The sequence below is a fragment of the Burkholderia sp. THE68 genome (assembly GCF_009938265.1).
Taxonomy (GTDB): Bacteria; Pseudomonadota; Gammaproteobacteria; order Burkholderiales; family Burkholderiaceae; genus Caballeronia.
The window spans coordinates 110,793-132,150 of sequence record NZ_AP022320.1 but is presented as its reverse complement, the minus strand read 5'-3'; the positions used below and the strand labels follow the sequence as shown (position 1 = coordinate 132,150).

Below are 21,358 nucleotides of genomic sequence, written 5' to 3'. Positions count from 1 at the left end.
GGTCAATCCTTTCGATGAAGCTGGTCTGTCAGAAGGCCGATGTCGAGCGAATCGGCGGCGCGCCGTGCGTCGTTCGGCGCGAGATGCGGAATCACGCCGATGAGCGGCGCGTCGATGCGTTGCCTGAGCGTTGCGATATTTTCGTCCGGATACAGCATGTTCGGGTCGACGCGATTCGCGACCCAGCCCGCGAGCTTCAGTCCGCGCGACGCGATGGCTTCCACGGTCAAAAGCGCGTGACTGATGCAGCCGAGCCGCATGCCGACGACGAGCACCACCGGCAGATTCAGCGCGAGCGCGAGATCGGCGGTGTCGTGCGTGTCGGTAAGCGGCACGCGAAAGCCGCCGACGCCTTCCACCACGACGATATCCGCTTTCGTCATCGCATGGCGATGCGCGTCGACGATGCGCCCGATATCCAGCGCGATGCCCTCCCGCGCGGCGGCGATGTGCGGCGCGATCGGCTCGCGCATCATGAACGGCGTGCGGATGTCGTTCGGCAGCGCGACGTTCGCGGCGGCGTCGAGCTGATCGGCGTCTTCGTTGTGCAGCACGCCGTCGCGCTCGATGGCGCCCGACGCGATCGGCTTCATCGCGGCGGCGCGCAGGCCCGCGCGCGCGAAGCCGTGCAGCAGCGCGGCGGAGACGAAGGTTTTGCCGATTTCCGTATCGGTTCCGGCGACGAATAGCGATAAAGCGGTCATAGCGTGTTCAAAGCGTGATCGAGGCGCGCGAGATCGTCTTCGCTGTGCGCGGCGGAAAGCGAAATGCGCAGGCGCGACGTGCCTTGCGGAACGGTCGGCGGACGAATCGCGGGCACCCAGAGGCCGTGCTTGTCGAGCGCGGCGGCGATTTCCAGCGTTTCGTCGTTGCCGCCGATCACGAGCGGCTGCACGGCGGTGTGTGAATCGACGGGCATCCAGCGCGTGCGTTTGAGCATCGCGCGCGTAGTTTCGATGAGCGATGCGAGATGCGCGCGTCTTCGATCGCCCTCGTCGCCGCCGATGACCTTCAAGCTCGCCGACACCGCATGCGCGACAGCCGGCGGCGACGCCGTCGTGAAGATATATGGACGCGCGCGCTGCACGAGCCATTCGACGACGGTTTCATCCGCCGCGACGAACGCGCCCGCGACGCCCGCCGCTTTGCCGAGCGTGCCGACATAGACGAGATGCGGCGAGCGCAGCGCGTAAGCGGCAAGTGCGCCGCGCCCTTGCGGACCGAGCACGCCGAAGCCGTGCGCATCGTCCACGACGAGCCACGCGCCGTACTTTTCCGCGAGCTCGACGAGACGCGCGAGCGGCGCGATATCGCCGTCCATGCTGAACACGGTGTCGGTGACGATGAGCTTCGTCGCGGCATCGTCGCGCGAGGCGTCGAGCATCGCGTCGAGCGCTTCCATGTCGGCGTGCGGATAGATCTGCGTCTGCGCGCGGGAAAGCCTCACGCCGTCGATCAGCGATGCGTGGTTCAGCGCATCGGAGAACACGATCGTGCCGCGTCCGGCCAACGCGGTCACCACCGCGAGGTTCGCCATGTAGCCGGTGCTGAAATAGAGCGCTCGCGGGTTGTCGACGAAACCGCCCGAGAACGCGGCGAGATCGTCTTCGAGTTGCGCGTGCGCGCGCGAATGGCCGCCGAGCAGATGCGATCCGCCACTGCCCGCGCCGTAGAGCGACGCGCCTTCCGCGAGCGCCGCGCGGATCGCTTCGTGCGCGGCGAGGCCGAGATAATCGTTGCTCGCGAAGCCGATGATCTCGCGGCCATCGACGGTCATGTGCGCGGAGCACGCGCTGTCGATCGTCTTGCGGCGGCGTCGCAGGCCGCGCGCGTCGATATCGGCGAGACCTTGCTTCAGCGTTTCATACAGCGCCTTCGATGTGTTCGTCATGCGGCGTCTCCGCGAAGCGTGGCGTCGAGCGTGTCGCGCGTGCGTTGCGCGAGGAGCAGGAGTTCGTCGTCGGAGAGGATGTACGGCGGCATCATGTAGACCGTCGTACCGATGGGGCGCATCAGCAGTTCGCGCTTCAATGCGTTCGCGAAGAAACGGCGCGAGAACGTCTTGTCGTCGATATCGACATCGAACGCGAAGATCGTGCCGCGCTGGCGCAGATTGCGCACGCGCTCATGTTCGAGAAGCGGATGCAACGCTTCGTGCAGCAACGCGGACTTGCGCCGGTTTTCCGCCAGCACGTTCGCGCGTTCGAACAGATCGAGCGTCGCCAATGCGGCGCGGCACGCGAGCGGGTTGCCCGTGTACGAATGCGAATGCAGAAAGGCGCGGGTGATGTCGTCGTAGAAGGCGGCGTAGATGTCGTCGCGCGTGAGGACGATCGAAAGCGGCAGATAGCCGCCGCTGATGCCCTTCGACAGGCAGATGAAATCCGGCCAGATGCCCGCCTGCTCGCACGCGAAAAAAGTGCCGGTGCGCCCGCAGCCGACCGCGATTTCATCGGCGATCAGATGCACGCCGAATTCGTCGCACAACGCGCGCAATTGCGTGAGATACGACGCGTCGTACATCGCCATGCCGGCCGCGCATTGCACGAGCGGCTCGACGATGACCGCCGCGAGTGTCGACGCACGTTGCGCGAAAAGCGCGCGCATCGCAGCGATGGCTTCGTCGACGCCGACAGCCGCCGGCGACGCGACCACATGCGCATGACGAATCAGCGGATCGTAAGCGTCCTTGAAAATGGCGACGTCGGTCACGCCGAGCGCGCCGATCGTTTCGCCGTGATAGCTGTTCGCGAGGCACGCGAACTCGCGCTTCTCGCTCTGCCCGCTATTGCGCCAGAAGTGAAAGCTCATCTTCAGCGCGATCTCGACCGCCGACGCGCCATCCGATGCGAAAAACGCATGGCCTAGCGTGCCGCCGGTGAGCGCGGAAAGACGCTCGGCCAGTTCGACCGCCGGGGCGTGCGTGCAGCCCGCGAGCATCGCGTGTTCGAGCGTGTCGAGCTGATCCTTCAGCGCGCGGTTGATGTCGTCGTTCGCGTGGCCGAAGAGGTTCACCCACCACGAGCTGATCGCATCGAGATAGCGGTTGCCCTGCGGATCGTAGAGCCACGCGCCCTTGCCGCGCGCGATCGGCACGAGCGGCACACGCTCGTGATGTTTCATCTGGGTGCACGGGTGCCACACGGCGGAAAGCGAGCGGGCAACCCAGAGATCGTTTTCGGTGGTATCTAAACCTTGAACGTGCATGATGCACCGCTTCCTGTTGTGTGCCCTTAGTACGCTTTCCGTAGAGAGCAACGGCCGAGCGTCCCAACAATAGATAAATACTTCTACGGGAAACGCTTAACGCTCTAATAATTCACTACATCGGTTGCTTCGAGAGGCTTAAACGAATGTCCGGTTTTATCGAAAACGGTAACCGATCCTGACTCAATGTCGTAGACCCATCCATGCAGATCAAGGCGACCTTGTGCGATTGCCAACGCCACTGACGGATGAGTGCGCAAATTGTTGATCTGGCAGATCACGTTCTCCTTAATCATCGATTCAAGGCGCTCGCTGCGAGACCGATGCGGCCTGGCATCGTTGATCAGCTTCGCAGAGTCGGCATACCGCAACCAGCTTCTTACAGCCGGCAAATCCGCCATACAGTCGCAATTCGCGATCGCCTTCATCGCTCCGCAATCGGAGTGGCCACACACCACGATGTCCCGCACACCCAACACCGACACTGCATACTCCACAGTAGCGGTGACCCCGCCGGGCTCAGGGCCAAAAGAAGGAATGATATTTCCTGCATTCCGAATAACGAAGAGTTCGCCTGGTTCACGTTGAGTGATCAGCTCCGGGACCATTCGGCTGTCTGAGCACGCGATGAACAAAGTGCGGGGCTGCTGATTCGCGGCCAATTTCCGGAAGAGGTCTCTCCTCTCTGGAAAAATGTCACGCCGAAACTTGAAAAATCCATCGATGATTTCTTGCACTCTCAACTCCGAATCGATTCAACGCCGGAATAGGTTGCCGTTCCAATCAAGAGCATCTTTACCGATGCCGCCCTCAACTCACAACTTGAGTGTCGTGCGAGGCACAGGCACCCGGTTGGACAAGTGCCGTTCAGGCGCGCTCGGATGAAGAGCGCAACCTAGCGCCAAGGATTGTCAGTGTGAAGCGGGCGAGCTTGCACCGATTCCTGTCTGGCTCCGCACATATAGATCGGCAAACCGGGCGCGCTCAGATAACGCTGATTCGCTTCGATCCAACCACGACACGGCGATCGCGACCGCGAACGCGAGAGGCATGGAGAAAAGGGCGGGCTGGGAATAAGGGAAAATTGCTTGCGCGTGACCCAAGACATCTACCCATACCGACTTCGAGATGAAGACCAACAGGACAGCCGATACGAGGCCAGTGTACCCCCCCGCTAGCGCGCCCTTCGTCGTAAAGTTCTTCCAAAACATTGACAGAAAGAGCACAGGAAAATTTGCTGAGGCAGCCACACCGAATGCAAGGGCCACCATGAACGCCACATTGACCTTCTGAAACGCCATCCCGAGAAAAATCGCAACGATCCCAATTGCGAGCGACGCGAATTTTGTAAGACGCAATTCGCCTTTCTCATCCGCGGCCCCTCGCCGGATCACATGCGAGTAAAGATCGTATGCAATTGCGGAGGCACCAGCAAGGGCCAATCCCGACACTACGGCAAGAATCGTAGCAAAGGTCACCGCTGCGAGGAAACCAAACATCAAGTCGCCTCCGACCGCATGGGCCAGATGCATCGCCACCATGTTTCCCCCGCCCAGCAATTTCCCGTGAATGTCGCCCCCCTCGAAGAACCGGGGGTCCCTACTGACGATAACGATAGACGCCAGCCCCAAGATCAGAATGACATTAAAGAAATACGCGATAAAACTACTTGCGTAAAGCACGGACTTTCGCGCTTCTTTCGCGTCCTTGACAGTGAAGAATCGCATCAGGATGTGAGGCATACCAGCTGTACCGAAGATTAGGCCCAGACTGAGCGAAATCGCTGCGACGGGATCCGCCAGAAGCTTGCCAGGCATCATTAGTGCCGCACCTCGCTTGTGAATCTCCATCGCACGGGACAGGAGCGTCTCGAAACTGAAGTGAAAATCTGAGAACGCAAGGACAGCGACGATCGAGCCACCAACCAACAACAGAAACGCTTTCGTAATTTGCACCCACGTGGTCGCCACCATACCGCCGAAAGTAACGTAGGCCATCATCAATACACCGACAATTACCAGCGCCCAGCTGTAGTCAAGGCCGAACAAGAGCTTGATTAATTGACCCGCGCCGACCATCTGTGCGATCAAATAAAAGCAGACCACAACGAGCGAACTAATTGCCGACATTGCACGGAGGGGCCGCTGCGAAAGTCGATAGGAAGTAATATCAGCAAATGTGAACTTTCCAAGATTTCTCAGGCGATCAGTCATTAACAGCAGAAGCACCGGCCACCCAGCAAAAAACGCTATCAGATAAATATATCCGTCCACGCCATCCGTATAAATAAGTGCAGTGATGCCGAGGAGCGTTGAAGCAGACATGTAGTCACCAGCCAGAGCAAGGCCGTTCTGAAAACCCGTGATGCCGCCACCCGCACTGTAGAAGTCGGAGGTCGACCTCGTTCTTTTTGCTGCCCAAAAGGTGATCCCGAGCGTAAACAAAACAAAACAGAAGAACAAAGCTATCGCTTGAATGTTCAGCGGTTGGCGGGTAGTCGCTTGTATTGCATCGCCGGCCCACGCAGCCTTAGACACCACTACCAACAGAAGCGAGCTGGCCCCACATCGCGTCGTCCGTGCCATCATCTCGTCCCTTTTCCTTGTGTCAGAATACTGCTCAGAAGTGCGTCGAATTTTCCGTTTGCGAACGATACGTAGATCGCCGAGATTGCAAGAAAGACGATGAAAAGAACGAGTTCGGCAGCAACACCAACAGTCACGCCAGCACCATCGTATAGCGGCATTGCCACCATCGATGGATACCAGCAAACCATCGCCAAAAAAGCGAAATATCCTGCGAAGATCACGAGCAGTAGAAATGACACGAGACGATTTCGGCTCGTAACGAGCCTAATAAATTTCGGATCGGAATGGATGTCGCGGAACCGCCGTGCGAACTCGGCAGCAGTCCCGCTGTTTTCTACGTCTGAATGAATATCACGCACAAATGTCTCCTCCCTATCACGGTTAAGTCCGCCACTTCGGTGCTCGCGATAACCGCATCGAAAGACGGGTTCATGCCGCACGCTTAAATCTGGATTCCGGCGCCGCGCTTTCTCGGACAGCCGTTTAAGCTTCAATGTATGCCTTACGCCTCCTTCATCCCGCACCGATGCGAGAGCGAATATCGAGCGTTCTTCGATCGCCCGAGCGGGCCGCGCCTTTCGTTTCTCGTTCGTTATGCGAATGGATTACATCTATTGCACCAAGTCGGACAACATCGATCGAGCGAGGTCATCTTCAACCTTTATTCGATTTAGCTGGCAAGTAGGTATCCTGAATGTACCGAGTATGAATTTTCGCCTCAGCAAAGTCCTTGCTGCCAATCAGGTCAAGGTGGAAGTCTCGAGTCGTATGAACGCCATCGATTTCCAGTTCATGCAATGCGCGCTTCATTCTCGAGATGGCTTCTTCTCGCGTCTCGCCCCAACAGATGATCTTTCCGAGGAGGGAGTCGTAATAAGGTGGCACTACATATCCTGAGAACAGATGGCTGTCCATCCTAACGCCGATTCCGCCTGGCGGTGAATAGCGCTGGACCCGTCCCGGCTTGGGCTGGAAATCCTGCGCGGGATCCTCCGCATTGATACGACATTCGATTGCGTGACCATTCAAACGAACCTCCGACTGCAGCACTTCGATTTCCTCACCGGAGGCGATACGAATCTGCGCCTTCACGAGATCGATGCCCGAAACCATTTCGGTAACCGGATGCTCGACCTGTATCCGCGTATTCATCTCCATGAAATAGAAGCTTTCTGATGCTGGATCCAAAATGCACTCGATTGTCCCGGCGCTCCGATAGTGGACGTGCTTGCAGAGGCGAACGGCTGCCTCCCCGATCCTCGCCCGCAGGGTGGCGGAGAGGACAGGAGATGGACTTTCCTCGATGAGTTTCTGGTTCCGACGTTGAGTCGAACAATCCCGCTCACCGAGATGCAGGACATTCTTTCCATCACCGAGCACCTGAATTTCGATATGTCGGATATCGGTTAAGAACTTCTCCAAGTACATCGCCCCGTTTCCGAACGCAATGGTAGCTTCGCGTGATGCCTCAAGAAACGCCTTTTCGATGCTTGAGCGATCTTGAACCACCCGCATTCCCCGACCGCCGCCGCCGGCGGATGCTTTCAGTAAAATGGGGTAACCGATGGTCTCGGCGATTTCCGCAGCCGCTGCGGCGTCGGTAACTACGCCCTTGGAGCCAGGCGTCGTTGGTACTCCAGCCTCCTCGGCGAGCTTACGTGCCATTGCCTTATCGCCCATCGAACGAATGGAGGCGCCTGTCGGCCCGACGAAAATGAAGCCTTCCGCTTCGACGAGGTCCGCAAAGTCGGCATTCTCCGAAAGGAATCCGTAGCCCGGGTGGATCGCATCGACGTTGAGGGCTGAGGCGGCGGCCAGGATACGCCGCGGTTGCAGATAGCTGTCCTGAGGCTTCGGACCGCCGATGCACACGGCGCGATCAGCCATCTTCGCGGCCAGGGAGTTCCTATCTGCTTCCGAGAAAACCTGAACCGTTTCAATACCCAATTCGCGGCACGCTCGAATGATGCGGACAGCGATCTCGCCACGGTTGGCAACGAGGAGGCGCTTAATCTTGATACCCATGTTCTCCCCTATCGGCTTGCCGGATCGATCACAATCAGCGGTTGGCCGTACTCAACTGTTTCACCATCCGATACCAAAATCTTTTTGACAACGCCTCCGGATTCGGCAGCGAGTGCGTTCATCAATTTCATCACCTCGATGATGCAAACCGTGTCTTGAGCGGCGATCGTATCTCCGACGGACACAAACGGTTCCGCGCCGGGTTCCGGGGCGCAATAGAACGTGCCGACCATCGGCGCGCGAACTGTGACGAAATGTTCAGGCCACCCCTCCTGAACGACCGGTTTCGATCCCGCAGGCACCTCGACATTCCGCACGGAATCGCTCCGGACGCTTTCCGGCAGGTCTGCCGGCTTTGCAGACGAATCCGGCTTCGAGATCGATGTTTGTATTTGAGTTGAAATGTCCGCTGGGCGTGAGTTCTTGCTCAGTGAAATTTCAATGTCGTCATACCGGAGGCGAAACTCGCTGAATTTGTCTGCCTCCTCGACCAGCTTAATGATCTCTCGGACGTCTTCGTACGTAAGCTGCTTGATGCTCATGAAAAACTCCCAGTTAAACAGTCTCGGCTCTCAATTGCCGGAGATATCCAGTTGAAACTCACCGCGAGAAATATGGACACGGCCGATTTTGGGGCGCTGCGAGAGGTTTTTGAGCAACGCCACGATGGAGTGATCGTGCTGGTATTCACGAGTCATATCGCCCTTCTCGCGAAGCATTTCGTCTACCTGGGAGCCAGCGAACATGTACCGCAAGAGTCTCTCGTCATCCGACGCGTTCGGATATTTTTTGCGTAGCGCAGCCACGGCCGGTTCGGGCGGAGAAGGCTTCAGCGCGATCTGTTTAGACCCGTTCTCCACAATGCGATCGAGCATGTCGGGTGCGACAGGGGCGAGAAGCTTGCCGTAGTAACCCAGCGCGTACTTCTTGATTTCATTCGGCACAACGCGATATCTCTCGCCATGGACGACATTCAGCACAGCCTGCGTGCCGACCAATTGGGCGAACGGCGTGATCATGATTGGATAGCCGAGTTCCTCGCGAACTCTCGCCACCTCTTCAAGCAGTTGATCGTATCGATCAGAAAGACCCGCGTCGGCCAACTGTGACTTGAAGTTACTTAACATGCCACCCGGCATCTGGTGCTGGTAGTGAAACACATCGTATTCCAGCACCTCTCCAACAGGCTTGCCCTCTGCCTCGGCGATACGTTGGAAATGTTCCCCGACCATGTCGACCGTCAGGTCGTCGAGTGGGACGTCATATCCCATCAGGCGCAGATTCCTTGCGGTGCTTTGCGTCGCGGGTTGAGCCGCTCCGTTTGCCATCGGTGCGATCGAAGTATGAAGAAGATCCGCACCACATTTAACGGCCTCGAGGTAGACGAGAGGAGCCAAGCCGGTCAAGCAATGGCTGTGGATCTCGAGCGGCAAATTGCCGATGACCTGCTTGATTGCAGGCACGAGCGTACGGATACGATCTACGGTCAAAAGACCGGCCGCGTCCTTAAGCATGATTCCGTCGACTGATTTGCTTTTTACCAACTCCCGAGCGGTTCTGACATACAGCTCGTCGGTATGAACCGGGCTAAGCGAATAAGACAGGGCGGCAAACGTCTCCACACCGAGTCGTCTAGCGACCCTTGTCGTTGCCAAGATGTTTTCCACATCGTTGAGCCCATCAAACGAGCCGACGATACGAAAGCCGTTTGCTACCGCGCGCTCGACCCAGAGCTCGAGGATGTCATCCGGCAGCATGTCGAATGTCATCAAGTTCTTGCTTCGCACGAGAAACCGAAGTGGCGTTTTCTGTACCTTACTACGCATTAGCCGCACACGCTCCCAAGGATCCTCCTTGAGGTAGCGAACACAGACGTCGAATTGAATTGGTGCTACGAGGTCAATCTGTGCGAACCCTGCGTTGTCCATAGCTTCCGCAACGGGAAGCATATGTGCCGTTCTCATCCGTGTCGCCCAGAGACACTGATGAGCATCGCGCAGTGTTGTGTCGACGATGCCGATCTTCTTACCCTGCCTGTCCATTCTACCTCCGATCAGTTTCACTTACTGCATAGTAACAGGACGTCTGAAAAAAGACTCGATGGTGTTTTCCCTATGAGATTCGTCCGTTGTAAGCGCTGGTGTAGTGGGAAGTAACGAGGTCTAAGCGCTAATTTAAGGTTCTGAGATGGTCGGCGAGTCTCATCGAACAGGAGGCGGATTTCAATGGCCGCTTGGTATTTACTATAGTGTATATAGCCGAACCGGACTTACGCGGATCCACCGCTCTCACCTAATGCGTCTGAAGGCCGGCAGCGGGCTTGGCACTCGCCGCTCTCCCGTCGAACTGGCTCATTGATGCCAGACATGCCGTTCCGTCAACGTCGTGGGAGGCCGATCCAAGGGTTCCAATCTGAAGCGGGCGCCGTACCCGGAAGGCGAGTGCCCCGTTTCGTCAGCATTGGATGCCGAATTCCGCGCAAGGCTGCGCGGTGCTGCTGAGCGGTAGGTTGGAATGGACACGTGCCGTCGTCCCACTTGAGCGGCAAGTAACTCGTCTAGCCTGACTCTCATGCTCTCACGGGGCGACGGCACGACCTCAAGCCGGAATACACAACCCGAGAACGCAGGTCAGCGCTGAAGACCGCACGGCACGGGGCTCAAGAAGGAAAGCATTGACGGCTTGATCCTACTGTTGGAATCGATTCGCTATGCTATTCCCACCTGCGATTGTCCATATCGAGAGCCGTCAGAGTTTCGGTACTGCGTTCAATGAGGGGGTGGTCGCTTCGCCCGTCGAAGAACCACCGCCAAAGCAAGATCTACAAGCTTTCCGAACGGCGCACGCAGCAGGGTTGGAAAATTCCACCGGCCCTGAACAAAGACCCCTTTGGCGTGGCTCATCGCGCGAAAGCCCTCGATGCCATGATAGGCCCCCATCCCACTTGGCCCAACTCCGCCGAAAGGCAGGTCATCCTGGGCCACGTGCAGGAGCGTGTTGTTGATGCCGGTGTTGCCAGAGGTCGTCCGCTTGAGCAGCGTCTCACACGCCTGGTCCTCGTTGCCAAAATAGTAGAGAACGAGTGGACGCGGGCGGGCGTTCACGTAGTCGATGACCTCGTTCATGCTTTGATAAGTGCGTACCGGCAAGATCGGGCCGAAAATCTCCTCCTGCATGATGGCGCTTGCATCGCTGGCCCCGATAACCAACGTCGGTGCAAGTGTGCGCACTCGCGCTGTGGCACTCTCCGGCCTGACGCCCGCTTCGACCAGTCGTGCACCTTGGCGCCTGGCATCTGCGACGAGGCCGACAAGGCGCTCGTAATGTCTGTCGCTGACGATCGAGGTGTAGTCTTTGCTAGTGGGCCCCTCCGGATAGCATCGGGCCACCGTTGCATTGAACTGCGTGACGAAGGTCTCAAGGTCGTCTTCGTGGACGAGCGCATAGTCAGGCGCGACGCAGGTCTGACCGCTGTTCGAGAGCTTGCCGAAGACGATGCTGCCCATGGTTCGCTCGTCGACGTGGCCGCGTGCAACGATGGCCGGGCTCTTGCCACCCAGCTCGAGCGTAACCGGCACCAGATTGTCGCTGGCCGCCTTCATGACCTTGCGGCCGACCTGCGTGCTGCCCGTAAACACCAGATGGTCGAACGGCAAGCTGCTGAACGCAGCGCCGACTTCCGGCCCGCCCAGCACGACGGCCACTTCGTCCGCTGAGAAGATTTCAGCGAGCATCCGCCGGATGACCTCGCTGGTGCGCGGCGTCAGCTCCGATGGCTTGAGCATCACGCGGTTGCCGGCCGCGAGCGCTGTCGCAAGGGGAATGAACGTCAATGAAAACGGGTAGTTCCACGGCGCCATCACCCCGACCACGCCCTTCGGCTGGTATTCGACCCACGCCCGGCCGGACTGGTAGAAGATCTCGACGTGCCGCCGTTCGCGCTTCATGAACCGGCGCAGATTTTGCGTCAAGTAGTCGATCGACTGGACCACGCCGACCAGTTCCATGATGTCCGTCTCGTGATATGAGCGATGCCCGAAATCGGCGCTAATCGCCTCTTTCACCTCGCTGCGATACCTAAGGACTACCGCGCGCAGCCGGGCGAGCCGCGCCTTGCGCTGAGCGAGATCTGGCGGCCCCGCTTTGAGGAAGGCGCTGCGCTGAACTCCTAGCAAATCGGCCGCGTCGATGCCGTGAATGGGCTCTGCGGGGATGGTCATCGTGTACCTCACGGAGAGCATCTAAACGTAAATGCCGTCAATTTGATCATCGTGGATGGCAGGCTGTGCAATGGATATGTAACGTCGGCCGCTTGCCGGCCGTCATAACAATGCCGCAACTTGCTCCGCTGTTGCCCTGGCGGACTGCGGGTTCTGACCGGTCACTAGCCGCCCATCTGTGACGACCTTCGAGACGAACGGCAGCAGGGCCTTTTCGTAGAGCGCGCCGCGCCGCATCATCTCCTCCTCGGCGTTGTAGGGGACTTTGCTTGCGACGCCTGCGAGCACTTCCTCCACCCATGAGTAGCCGGTGATTCGCCGCTCGGCCACGAGAAGCTTGCCGTCGGAGAGCTTCACGTTGAGCAAGCCGCAGTAGCCGTGGCAGACGGACGAGACTACGCCGCCGCGCTCGTAGATCTCCCGTGTGACCCGATGCAAGTTCGCATCATCGGGAAAGTCCCACATGACGGCGTGTCCGCCGGTGAAATAGATCGCATCAAACACCGCCGGATTGATCTGGTCGGGGCGCGCAGTCGTCGCCAGAAGCGTCTGGCGATCCTTATCGTTCAGCCACTCCTTCACCGAAGCATCGGCTAGCGGCCATTTGAGCGAGCGAGGCTCCAGGGGCGAGACGCCGCCCTTCGGGCTCACGAGACGTTGATCGTAGCCTTTTTCAGCGAAGACATGCCAGGCATGGGTCAGCTCGGATAGCCAGAGGCCAGTCGGCTCAGCCCGGTCCGCATAGTTGGCGACGTTGCTGACAACGTGAAGTACGCGCTTGGTCAAGTTGTATTTCCCTTTCGATCTGCCACCGGAAGCTGCAGAGGAAACCATATCGTTAAAGTAAAGCTGAATGTCAAGGCGTTTCGAGATTTGGATCGGTTGATGAAGAGTCTCTGGCCAGCGGCGCATCCAGTAGGGTCGAGAGGGCATCTACGATGGCATGATCGCCTATCGCCTGCACCGCTAACGGACTTTGACCGACCGGCGCCGGCTCGTCCTGTGACGTTTCGTGGTGTCGTCCGTGGCTGTCGCGCGTTTCAATTCCCCCGACTGCATCCGGGACAACAGCCTCTTTGCGTTGGTAGCGCAGTCGATTTCCTCAGGCTTCGCCTCGATTTCGTCCAGAAGCGTAACGAGGTGTTGCTTGCTTTTCGCGAGCCGTACCTCCATCGCCTCAATGTCCCGCACCTTGCTACGCAGCGCTTCGACCAGCGTGCCGTGCTTCCATTGCGTCAAATCGGGCGGTAGCAACATGCGAATCTCGTCGAGACTGAAGCCGGCCTGTTGCGCCGCCCCGATCAGGTCGAGCATGAGCACCGCCTCGGGCGGATAAATCCGGTAGCCGTTCGACTGGCGTTGAACCTCTAACAGCCCTATGCCCTCATAGAAGCGAATGCGCGACGCAGCAATGCCCGTGCGTGCTGCCAATTCACCGATCTTCACGATTTGGATACTCCTTACCCTCACCGAAGCTGGCCTTCAATTGCATTTCCACGCCGAGTCGAGTCCCAACTACATGGGGTATCAGATCCGCTCGAAAAGTAAGCCTGCATGGCGCCTCAGACGCTCGATGAAGCGCTCGTCGAATACCGTGGCCGGTGTCCAGAAGCCGCCCGCACGCCCAACCTTGGCGCCGTCCTTGACGAGGTCCCTCGCAAGACTGATGGCCGCCTGACCCAGCATCTTGCCGGTTGAGCCATAGCCCGGATCGCGATCCCCAGTCACTTTGATGCGCAACGCCTGGCCGTCATCCGTGCGCCCGAAAAACCGTAAGTCGTAACGGCCTGCCAACTGTGCCTCAGGGCTTGGGCCTTCGCCGGGTTGCGGCAGGAGGAAGCGTTGCATCATGCTGCGAACCGGGCCGGTGACGATGGCCGCCATGAACGCTCCCAGCCCGGCCACGGTGGCCAGCGCACTCAGGCGACCCTTCAGGCCTGTGCCGGTCAATATGGCTTCGTCATAGGTAAACCGGCCGCCATAGGCGTTGCCAGAGAGGGCATTGGAGCGATGCACCACACGCTCGTTGATGGCCGCCATCACGAAGGGGGCGACCCATGACCCGAAAGCGGAATCAAACTCCGCGGACTTGACATTGTGTTGGCGCGTCTGAAAACCATGTCCTTTGGGGCAGAGCGCGTAGGGATTGGCGAGTTCCTTTCGTAAGGACGGGTTGGCAGCCGCCTCCTTGACGACGTTGATCAGACTGGCGACTGTGCCGCCTGATGCCCCGCCCTTGAGTGTCTTGACCCGCATCTTGACTTGGGTTGCCGGTGCACCGAATTCTTGCATTGCTTGTCGCTGCAGGAACCAGACCCCCATGTCGGAGGGCACCGAATCGAAGCCACAGCAATGCACGATGCGTGCCCCCGACTCTTGAGCCCTGGACTCATATTTTTCGATCATTCGTTTGATCCACTGGGTCTCGCCAGTGAGATCGCAGTAGTCAATGCCGCTTTCTACGCAAACCTTGATCAGCAGTTCACCATAATGCGCATATGGGCCGACGGTCGATACGATCACCCGGGTCTGCGCGCACATAGCGCGCAACTGGCTCTCATTCGCGGCGTCCGCCACAATGATGGGCAGAGACTGCCCCACCCCGCCCAGCGAGCGCTTGACATCGTTGAGCCTCGCTGCGGATCGGCCCGCGATGGCCCAACTAAGCGTTTCGACCTGGCCCGAGAAGTATTCGGCAAGATATCGCGCCAAGATGTGGCCTACAAAGCTGGTGGCTCCAAATACGACCACGTCATAGTCTGGAGTGCTCATGGATGCTTCCTTGCGGGGCTGCTTCTCGAGGAGCTAGAATTCATACGATTACGTTCAATTTCCTGGACAATCGAACGTCTTCAACGGTGTTGGCAGATTCAACACCATTTGCGCGTCCTTGACCACGTCCAGACGAAGGATTCTCGAGGCACCCAAACCCTTCAGCAACTGGGTCAAGGGGCCGCCGCTTCGCAATAGCTGTATGTCCCGCGGAAGAAGTCGTTGAGCGAACGACAACATGTTGGTCTGGACCGCCGTCTGATGCCATTGCCCATCAATCATGTTGATCGTAGTCGTCATTGCCATATGCGACTGAGGCACGACATTGCGCAAGGCCGGAAGCGGCGCGCTCAGGGTAAGGTCTGGCGTGCCGCCCGGGCCGGCTATTTGAGCCCGTACGTCGGCGTCGATGTTCACTTCGATTGCGGTGCGCCACTTGGGCAACTGATACCCGTACAGGCCGCGTACGCGTGCGATTTCCGTGGTAACGGGCAATGCCAACACGTGCGCGAAGAAATTTCGTCGTCGCATGGAGTTGAGTAGCTCCAGCATATGGGGTCCATGCGCGCCGGGACGACGGATCACGATCGCGATGGAAACTTCGTCGTACGGGTCGTTATCGCAAACGGCATACGAAAAGAAAGTCAGCGCTAAGAGCCCGTAGCCTGGGAACGCACGCAGTGGCTCGAGGGGCGTCGGTAGCATCGACCTAAGCCGGGGCATAGGTGCGAGGAACAGCACCTGGATACTGCTTGCGCGATAGTAGAAATTGGGGGCCCAGGTCGGACCCACACGCGAAGCAACCAGTTGCTTTGGAATCCGCCGGAAAAAATCGATGTTCCCCGCGGCAGGGTCCCGGGCGACCTCATCAAGGTCGGGGTTCATTCGGAAGCGGTCATAATATCCCCCTGCGGGCACTTCGACCTGCTGCGGCCCGAATTCGACCAGTGTATGTCGCCTATCCATTCGTTGACCTTTCTCAATGAGTAACCTGGCATCTTGTGCCCGAGACACTCCGCCAAAGCGCCCGGCAGCCATCACTTTAAGGTTGAACTCAACTTGAAGGTCAAGCGTCTAGATATGCATATCGCAGCGCGTGCTCGGCCCTTCCTCTAGGCGGTGCTGGCGAAGCAAGTGCTGAAGGCATCTGCGCGAAGTAAGCGCCTTAAGAAATTTACAAACTATTTTGGAACAGTTTTCCGCTACGGGCCGTCATTTTGCGGTGGAAGGACGAGACTTGCCCGGCGCTGGTACAACGCCGTCTTCGCGCAGGCGCTCTAACACCCATTTCTTCCTGTCAGAACACGTCAAATCCAGTGGCCGATTTTCTATGCTCTTGATCGCCGCGAGCAGATGCGCCCTATTTTCTTTGAGGCGCTTTTGCATGTCCTCGATCTCTGCAACCTTCCGCCTCAGGGCTTCGAGCAATTCATCATGTTGCCAGTTGCCCGAGCCGTTCGGCAGCAGATGGCGGATCTGATCGAGCGAAAATCCCGCACCCTGCGCGCTAGCGATGATTTCCAGCATCGACACCGTCTCAGGAGGGTAATCGCGATAACCATTCGCCTTGCGCTCGACCGCGGAGATCAATCCGGCGCTCTCGTAAAAGCGGATGCGCGAGGCCGTCAACCCGCTGAGCTTTGCCAGTTCTCCAATCCTCATACGGCACCTGAAAAAAGCAGTGACAGTAAGGTTAACTTTAATCCTACAGTGTGTCACGGTTGGCGACACGGTTCGGTGAAGCGGGTCGCGGGCAAGCGCACCTCAGCCGTTCTACTATTCCATACAGCATCGCCAACGCCACTAATGGAGGAAAAACATGCCCGACGCAGCCCCGATTCAACCCGGTAACGGTCGCGACGGAAGCTAGTTACGTCACTTCCGGTCGTTTTTCTTCAAAGGTACAAACGTGGGCCACCCGACGGAAGATACAACCGCTGATAAAAAACCGGCTCCCCGCGAGAACTGCTACCCATTATCTCTATGTGGGCTCCATACGTCCTGCTTGGAAGTTGCAGCGCATCCGACACGGTCTTGGGGAGAATGTCGGCCTTGACCGTGTGTACGATTTTTGTCGCGGAAACTTTGTAGACTGTTTTAGTTAACCTCACGAAATTTTCGCTCTCGAGATCGTCCAGCGGTATCTCGGCGAAATAAGGAAAGCGGGTTGCGTCCGCGAAGTAATGACTTATGAATGAGTGATCTTCCGCATCGATTTTCCGATCAAGGCGAATGATATTGCGATCGTCGCCAGCGCCGCATAGCCAGCGCGCCCAGCTGTCATCGGATTCGATTTGTACCCGACGTATTACCGTACTCGTCATCGGAATGAATCTTGTCCCGTCCGACGAGAGGACTTGGTAGATCCATGGCTCGCCCAGCCGTTTTTCCCGAGGGATGACGAAAGTTCCCAGCGCTCTCTTCCTCTCGACATAACCCTCATTGACTAGTGAGCCTACAGCCTTCTGAATGGTGCCAAGACTAAAGGGGACCATCTGAGACATCTCCTGCTCCGTTGGCAGTTTGTCTCCGTCTTTCCAAAATCCATCTTCGATCGCCGCGATGAATACTTCCTTCAAATACTCGTGTTTAACGGGATTATCCACCACGCGGGATTGATAGATATTGAAAAAATTCTTGTTCTTCATATGTCTCCGTTCTTTCGCGGCGTCCTTCGTGTTAATCCCCAATTCATCGGGCTATCTATTAAAATCTTGGGCAGAAGCTTATCGACTGAATATCATACTACATAGTATATGTGGAAAAGTGCAGTTGGTCGGATCGTTGAAGCAGCAAGCGTTTGCAAACGTATATTTGGGTATCGATGGAAGGGTTGGGAGGTTTGCCGCACGAGACGCGGAGGCTCTAGGGCGGCTGAGGCGGCTAGATTCTTCGCACCTGTCGATAACTGAGAATCGTAATCACAAAAGCCGGTCGATGGCGAAGGCCATCCGCCCCGTCGACGCGGCGACAAGATTCGCTGGCAGTCAAGTTCTTCTACTCTGACAATGTTTGCGAATTTGCTGGTGGCGTGGAACGCGACATACGTGGCATGCGCTCGAGCCACTACACGCCTCCGGAATGAAATCGCCCGCACCGGATCGACTCACAAGTGCCGCGGTCACAAATATGCAGGACATCAATTTACGTGGAAGCTTCGTGTCTCCCGCGGGCTATACGAGCGGCCTCCCTCCAAGCTTGGTTCGAGGTGCGTCTACGTGTGCCGGCAATCAGCGCGCCTCGTTAGTCGACCCTGAACAATTCTCAGAGCCTTACGCGATAAGGCGTTGCACCCCAAACCATGTTGAGCGAATTGCAGGAAGAAGGCATATTAACGCTTGATTCCTGCATTTTTAGTTGTATCTTCAACATGCGTTTGACCTGTCCGACGAAGAGATCGTGTGGCAATGGGTGGAGAACCCATATTGGCAGGTCATCACGGGCGAGACGTATCTGCAGACTGAGCCGCCGATCGACCCGTCGAGCCTCACGCGTTGGAGGAAGCGTCTGGGTGAAGCCGGTGTCGCGATGGCCGGAAATCCCTACGACGGCCACACGCTGGCCGAGGCATTGGAGCAGGCATTGATCCTGAGCGACGTGAAGCCGGAAGTCGCCATCGTTGATCGTGGCTACAAGGGAGTGGCTGTCGACGGCGTAAAGATCTATCACCCGGGATTGAGGCGCGGTATTACGCGCGGCATGCGAGCGATGATCCGAAGGGGCAGTGCGATCGAGCCCGCCATCGGCCACATGAAGGCGGACGGAAAACTCGATCGGAACTGGCTCAAAGGCACCCTCGGCGACGCGATTCACGCGGTGCTGTGCGGTGCCGGCCACAACCTACGCATGATCCTCAGAAAGCTGCGGTTTTATTGCGCCCTCGTCCTTCTCGCTTTACTCAAACACTCAGCCGTACTGTCCTTCGCCGCATAAGTGCCCGTACGACGCAAAACGAATATCCAGGCCCGACCCGTTAGTATGCCCTCTCGCCCATGCGTCTCCGTGATCGGAGACGTCCTCGCAACGCATTTTGTGGTAGACAGCAGGGGTCTGATTTATAAACGGATTATTTTAGTGCCAGAAGACGAAGCCTTGTCAGAGCTGGACCGCGCTAACCCGGAATTTGCATGAGAATCAAGTCGACCCCGCTTAGGGCGGTATTTCTTTCGACGTCGTCGGTCTAGTTGACGCTAGACAAATCGCCGTTCCGGCACGCGACTCATAATTGCGTCATTTATTTCGTGAGAGTGGACTATGCGGCAACCATGGGAATTTCCGGGACTCAAGCCGGCTGATATCGCCAGTCACCTCGACGAGCTCGGGGAATGCTACGCGCAACACGGAATCATCGTGATGCCGGGTTTGCTGGCCGGTGACGCCGACTTCCAACGCTATCTCGGCGCAATCCGCTTTCTCTTCACGCGAATTTTTGCGAGATACACTCAGCCGGTTGAAGCCGACGAAGACATCGGCGTGCTCCTTGCGCGCTTGAAGGAAATTGCACCGCTCGACGGAAGGATCGTCGCGGATATGGGCACACAACAGAACAAGTTCGTCGCGGGAAATCGCCTGAAGTTTGCGGAGTTCGTCTTGAAGCTGCTTGAATGCGTCTATGGCGAGGAGGCGGTCCTTGCGACGCCATTCGGAACTCACCGATGATCGCCAAGCGGGAGATTGCCGGCGGCGTAACGGCGTTGATCTTTCTTCGTGCCATGGTTCAGAGGGAATTGAGAATGGTTAGCGGATTGCAGGAAACGTCTCGTGCACCCACGTGAGGAGTTGTGCTCGCACCCCATCGTGGTCCTGCATAGCATCCACTCGCACCATTCGCCCCGGGTGGTGGCGAAAGCGCTGCTGATAGCCTTGCCAGACACGCCGCCTGAACGCGCGCTCAGCGGCGTCGAAGCGGTCTTGCGTGCCAGGTCGAAGTTGTAGCCTGCGTTCGGATTCTTCGAGTGTGATATCGAAGAACAGTGTGTGGTCCGGTTGAAATCCCTCGAGCACGAGGTCATCCAGACGCATGACTTTCCCAAGCGGCGCGCCACGCCCCCAGCCCTGATAGGCATACGTGGAATCGGCGAATCTGTCGCACAGCACGATGTCGCCACGTACGATTGCCGGGTAGATCGTTTCCTCGAGATGCTCGGCCCGTGCTGCTGCGAAGAGTAAGAGTTCGGTCTAGCGACATCGGTCGCCTCAAGACCATCGCGCGGATCTCTTCCGAGAGCGCGCACCCACCTGGTTCACGAGTTACGACGATGTGATAGCCGAGTCCCTCCAGCACGTCCTTGATGAACTGAACGCTGGAAGACTTACCGGCGCCGTCCACGCCCTCAAGCGTGACCAGCTTTCCTTTATTGCTTTTCATGTCTCGGCGGAATAAAAAAAAAGAGCCCGCAGGCTCTCTTGATGGGTGGTGCATTACTGCGCGAAGACCAGCGTCTCCGGTCCGCTATAAACCTTGCGCCGCCGTCCAACGAAAATCTCGATGTGCCGTGGGTTAAACCCGAGCGCTGTCGCTTGATGGAAGACCTGTTCGAGAACCTCGGGAGAGGGCCGCGACAAAAGCTTCGGTCGGTCGACGAGGAACGTCCGCTTCTCGCTCTGCCCCGTTGGGCCAGTGCTGTGGATGACGCCATGAGCGCGATCGTGGGTCATGTCACGCGCGACGCAGAGTTGAACGCGCGGGTCATAGAGGCCCATCAACATAGACCTGAAGAGTTCACGCATACGCATGTGGAGTGCCTCGTGTTAAGCAATGTGTCGTTGTATAAGAAAGAGGGCGCCGCTGCGCCCTAAACTCGGTCTTCGTTTTAAGCTGCGGACTGGGCAGCAGCCAATCGCATAGCGTTGTCAAAACCGAGCGACTTGTGCCCGATGACATTCGCGTGGGCTTGGCGGAACACCGCCGGAACTCCGCGCTCTGGAACAGCGTCTTCAGCCGGAGCGGCTACCGGCAAGTTGTCTTCGAGGCAACCAACCAGCGTGTGCGGAACGTAGCCTTGCGCATATGCTTCTCGCCAGATGTGTTCCAGCAGACTCGGGGTAGGTTCCGGCGCGGTGGTGACACCGACTGCGACCCAGTTCACGGCGCGCTCGACAAGTCCGAGCTTGCGATGCGACACGCGGATCTTGCCGTGTGAGCCGTGGGGTGCGGCGTCGACGAAGAAGAGGATCTGCAAGTCGCCGATCTTGGTTTGTTTGCGAGCGGAGAAGAGTTTCGTGAACATGGCCTTTTTCCTTATTGATTAAGCGTAGTACTGCGTATGAACCACACTAGATGTGTGGCGGTCGTGAAAACTAATTCCTATGTGCCTATGGCGGCCTGCCAGAGGAGCTCAGGTGCTTTGAAGCGACCTGTATTAATAGGAGTGGTCTGATGAAAAACGATTTGATGAAATATGTTCGCAGTCTGCGGCTTCACGTGTTCGTGTTGGCCGCACTACTGACGGTGTTTTGGTTCTGGAAGAACGACCCGGACGGTGGCGCTGACACGCTGATGCGGCTTCAGTGATTGGCTTGGGTCGTGGTTCTCGCGGGGCCCGT

General features: G+C 57.8%; 22 protein-coding genes and 1 pseudogene. 3 read left to right on the top strand and 20 right to left on the bottom strand.

Going from position 1 to position 21,358, the window contains the following annotated elements:
- Positions 1–2: 2 nt before the first annotated feature.
- The 16 genes from bioD to BTHE68_RS35940 form a co-directional block, all read right to left on the bottom strand.
- Complete coding sequence (gene bioD, locus BTHE68_RS36015; protein WP_162071084.1) at positions 3–704, bottom strand: dethiobiotin synthase; 702 nt, start codon at positions 702–704, stop codon at positions 3–5.
- Positions 701–1,891, bottom strand: a complete 1,191-nt coding sequence (gene bioF / locus BTHE68_RS36010) for an 8-amino-7-oxononanoate synthase (RefSeq protein WP_162071083.1) — start codon at positions 1,889–1,891, stop codon at positions 701–703. Before bioF ends, bioD begins: the two co-directional genes overlap by 4 nt.
- Positions 1,888–3,207: an adenosylmethionine--8-amino-7-oxononanoate transaminase gene (locus tag BTHE68_RS36005; protein ID WP_162071082.1), complete on the bottom strand. Its 1,320-nt coding sequence runs from the start codon at positions 3,205–3,207 to the stop codon at positions 1,888–1,890. Before BTHE68_RS36005 ends, bioF begins: the two co-directional genes overlap by 4 nt.
- 104 nt (positions 3,208–3,311) lie before the next feature.
- Complete coding sequence (locus tag BTHE68_RS36000) at positions 3,312–3,944, bottom strand: carbonic anhydrase (RefSeq protein ID WP_162071081.1); 633 nt, start codon at positions 3,942–3,944, stop codon at positions 3,312–3,314.
- A gap of 174 nt (positions 3,945–4,118) precedes the next feature.
- Positions 4,119–5,795: a cation acetate symporter gene (locus BTHE68_RS35995; RefSeq protein ID WP_162071080.1), complete on the bottom strand. Its 1,677-nt coding sequence runs from the start codon at positions 5,793–5,795 to the stop codon at positions 4,119–4,121.
- The gene (locus tag BTHE68_RS35990) at positions 5,792–6,154 is read right to left on the bottom strand and encodes a DUF485 domain-containing protein (protein WP_162071079.1); all 363 of its coding nucleotides are present in this window, start codon (positions 6,152–6,154) and stop codon (positions 5,792–5,794) included. The genes BTHE68_RS35995 and BTHE68_RS35990 overlap by 4 nt, the downstream gene beginning before the upstream one ends.
- 295 nt (positions 6,155–6,449) lie before the next feature.
- Positions 6,450–7,820, bottom strand: a complete 1,371-nt coding sequence (gene accC / locus BTHE68_RS35985; protein WP_162071078.1) for an acetyl-CoA carboxylase biotin carboxylase subunit — start codon at positions 7,818–7,820, stop codon at positions 6,450–6,452.
- An 8-nt stretch (positions 7,821–7,828) separates the two neighbouring features.
- Entirely contained in the window at positions 7,829–8,362 is a 534-nt protein-coding gene (gene accB, locus BTHE68_RS35980; RefSeq protein ID WP_162071077.1) for an acetyl-CoA carboxylase biotin carboxyl carrier protein, read from the bottom strand.
- A gap of 30 nt (positions 8,363–8,392) precedes the next feature.
- The gene (locus BTHE68_RS35975; RefSeq protein WP_162071076.1) at positions 8,393–9,862 is read right to left on the bottom strand and encodes a pyruvate carboxylase subunit B; all 1,470 of its coding nucleotides are present in this window, start codon (positions 9,860–9,862) and stop codon (positions 8,393–8,395) included.
- A gap of 726 nt (positions 9,863–10,588) precedes the next feature.
- On the bottom strand, positions 10,589–12,040 hold the full coding sequence (locus BTHE68_RS35970) for a coniferyl aldehyde dehydrogenase (protein ID WP_162071075.1): 1,452 nt from the start codon (positions 12,038–12,040) through the stop codon (positions 10,589–10,591).
- Between the two features lie 102 nt (positions 12,041–12,142).
- The gene (locus tag BTHE68_RS35965; protein ID WP_162071074.1) at positions 12,143–12,826 is read right to left on the bottom strand and encodes a type 1 glutamine amidotransferase domain-containing protein; all 684 of its coding nucleotides are present in this window, start codon (positions 12,824–12,826) and stop codon (positions 12,143–12,145) included.
- Positions 12,827–13,006: 180 nt separating this feature from the next.
- Positions 13,007–13,486 carry a MerR family transcriptional regulator gene (locus BTHE68_RS35960; RefSeq protein ID WP_162071073.1) on the bottom strand — a complete coding sequence of 160 codons (480 nt, stop codon included), beginning with the start codon at positions 13,484–13,486 and terminating at the stop codon, positions 13,007–13,009.
- Between the two features lie 81 nt (positions 13,487–13,567).
- Entirely contained in the window at positions 13,568–14,812 is a 1,245-nt protein-coding gene (locus BTHE68_RS35955) for a saccharopine dehydrogenase family protein (RefSeq protein ID WP_162071072.1), read from the bottom strand.
- A 54-nt stretch (positions 14,813–14,866) separates the two neighbouring features.
- Entirely contained in the window at positions 14,867–15,778 is a 912-nt protein-coding gene (locus tag BTHE68_RS35950) for an acetoacetate decarboxylase (protein WP_162071071.1), read from the bottom strand.
- 246 nt (positions 15,779–16,024) lie between these two features.
- Complete coding sequence (locus BTHE68_RS35945) at positions 16,025–16,474, bottom strand: MerR family transcriptional regulator (RefSeq protein ID WP_162071070.1); 450 nt, start codon at positions 16,472–16,474, stop codon at positions 16,025–16,027.
- A 233-nt stretch (positions 16,475–16,707) separates the two neighbouring features.
- On the bottom strand, positions 16,708–17,460 hold the full coding sequence (locus BTHE68_RS35940; RefSeq protein WP_162071069.1) for a GntR family transcriptional regulator: 753 nt from the start codon (positions 17,458–17,460) through the stop codon (positions 16,708–16,710).
- A 709-nt stretch (positions 17,461–18,169) separates the two neighbouring features.
- Here BTHE68_RS35940 and BTHE68_RS35935 point away from each other — a divergent pair.
- A pseudogene (locus BTHE68_RS35935) lies at positions 18,170–18,745 on the top strand (transposase); the annotation flags it as partial.
- A gap of 321 nt (positions 18,746–19,066) precedes the next feature.
- Positions 19,067–19,471, top strand: a complete 405-nt coding sequence (locus BTHE68_RS35930; RefSeq protein WP_162071068.1) for a hypothetical protein — start codon at positions 19,067–19,069, stop codon at positions 19,469–19,471.
- Between the two features lie 78 nt (positions 19,472–19,549).
- On the opposite strand, the gene BTHE68_RS37220 is transcribed toward BTHE68_RS35930, so the two are convergent.
- The 4 genes from BTHE68_RS37220 to BTHE68_RS35910 form a co-directional block, all read right to left on the bottom strand.
- Positions 19,550–19,939 carry a dTMP kinase gene (locus tag BTHE68_RS37220; RefSeq protein ID WP_286202810.1) on the bottom strand — a complete coding sequence of 130 codons (390 nt, stop codon included), beginning with the start codon at positions 19,937–19,939 and terminating at the stop codon, positions 19,550–19,552.
- Positions 19,821–20,180, bottom strand: coding sequence for a dTMP kinase (locus tag BTHE68_RS37320; RefSeq protein WP_162071067.1), 360 nt, complete (start codon positions 20,178–20,180; stop codon positions 19,821–19,823). Before BTHE68_RS37320 ends, BTHE68_RS37220 begins: the two co-directional genes overlap by 119 nt.
- Before the next feature lie 53 nt (positions 20,181–20,233).
- Positions 20,234–20,548: a hypothetical protein gene (locus BTHE68_RS35915; protein WP_162071066.1), complete on the bottom strand. Its 315-nt coding sequence runs from the start codon at positions 20,546–20,548 to the stop codon at positions 20,234–20,236.
- Between the two features lie 77 nt (positions 20,549–20,625).
- Positions 20,626–21,042: a hypothetical protein gene (locus tag BTHE68_RS35910; RefSeq protein WP_162071065.1), complete on the bottom strand. Its 417-nt coding sequence runs from the start codon at positions 21,040–21,042 to the stop codon at positions 20,626–20,628.
- A 149-nt stretch (positions 21,043–21,191) separates the two neighbouring features.
- Here BTHE68_RS35910 and BTHE68_RS37215 point away from each other — a divergent pair, with 149 nt between their 5' ends.
- Positions 21,192–21,326 (top strand): hypothetical protein, encoded by a 135-nt coding sequence (locus BTHE68_RS37215; protein WP_286202809.1) that lies wholly within the window; start codon positions 21,192–21,194, stop codon positions 21,324–21,326.
- Positions 21,327–21,358: the final 32 nt, after the last annotated feature.

Bases quoted from the DNA above. Each gene is read 5' to 3' on its own strand.
- bioD (WP_162071084.1), bottom strand. From the start codon at position 704: ATGACCGCTTTATCGCTATTCGTCGCCGGAACCGATACGGAAATCGGC.
- bioF (WP_162071083.1), bottom strand. From the start codon at position 1,891: ATGACGAACACATCGAAGGCGCTGTATGAAACGCTGAAGCAAGGTCTC.
- BTHE68_RS36005 (WP_162071082.1), bottom strand. From the start codon at position 3,207: ATGCACGTTCAAGGTTTAGATACCACCGAAAACGATCTCTGGGTTGCC.
- BTHE68_RS35995 (WP_162071080.1), bottom strand. From the start codon at position 5,795: ATGATGGCACGGACGACGCGATGTGGGGCCAGCTCGCTTCTGTTGGTA.
- accC (WP_162071078.1), bottom strand. From the start codon at position 7,820: ATGGGTATCAAGATTAAGCGCCTCCTCGTTGCCAACCGTGGCGAGATC.
- accB (WP_162071077.1), bottom strand. From the start codon at position 8,362: ATGAGCATCAAGCAGCTTACGTACGAAGACGTCCGAGAGATCATTAAG.
- BTHE68_RS35975 (WP_162071076.1), bottom strand. From the start codon at position 9,862: ATGGACAGGCAGGGTAAGAAGATCGGCATCGTCGACACAACACTGCGC.
- BTHE68_RS35970 (WP_162071075.1), bottom strand. From the start codon at position 12,040: ATGACCATCCCCGCAGAGCCCATTCACGGCATCGACGCGGCCGATTTG.
- BTHE68_RS35955 (WP_162071072.1), bottom strand. From the start codon at position 14,812: ATGAGCACTCCAGACTATGACGTGGTCGTATTTGGAGCCACCAGCTTT.
- BTHE68_RS35950 (WP_162071071.1), bottom strand. From the start codon at position 15,778: ATGGATAGGCGACATACACTGGTCGAATTCGGGCCGCAGCAGGTCGAA.
- BTHE68_RS35945 (WP_162071070.1), bottom strand. From the start codon at position 16,474: ATGAGGATTGGAGAACTGGCAAAGCTCAGCGGGTTGACGGCCTCGCGC.
- BTHE68_RS35940 (WP_162071069.1), bottom strand. From the start codon at position 17,460: ATGAAGAACAAGAATTTTTTCAATATCTATCAATCCCGCGTGGTGGAT.
- BTHE68_RS35930 (WP_162071068.1), top strand. From the start codon at position 19,067: ATGCGGCAACCATGGGAATTTCCGGGACTCAAGCCGGCTGATATCGCC.
- BTHE68_RS37320 (WP_162071067.1), bottom strand. From the start codon at position 20,180: ATGAAAAGCAATAAAGGAAAGCTGGTCACGCTTGAGGGCGTGGACGGC.
- BTHE68_RS35915 (WP_162071066.1), bottom strand. From the start codon at position 20,548: ATGCGTATGCGTGAACTCTTCAGGTCTATGTTGATGGGCCTCTATGAC.
- BTHE68_RS35910 (WP_162071065.1), bottom strand. From the start codon at position 21,042: ATGTTCACGAAACTCTTCTCCGCTCGCAAACAAACCAAGATCGGCGAC.
- BTHE68_RS37215 (WP_286202809.1), top strand. From the start codon at position 21,192: ATGAAAAACGATTTGATGAAATATGTTCGCAGTCTGCGGCTTCACGTG.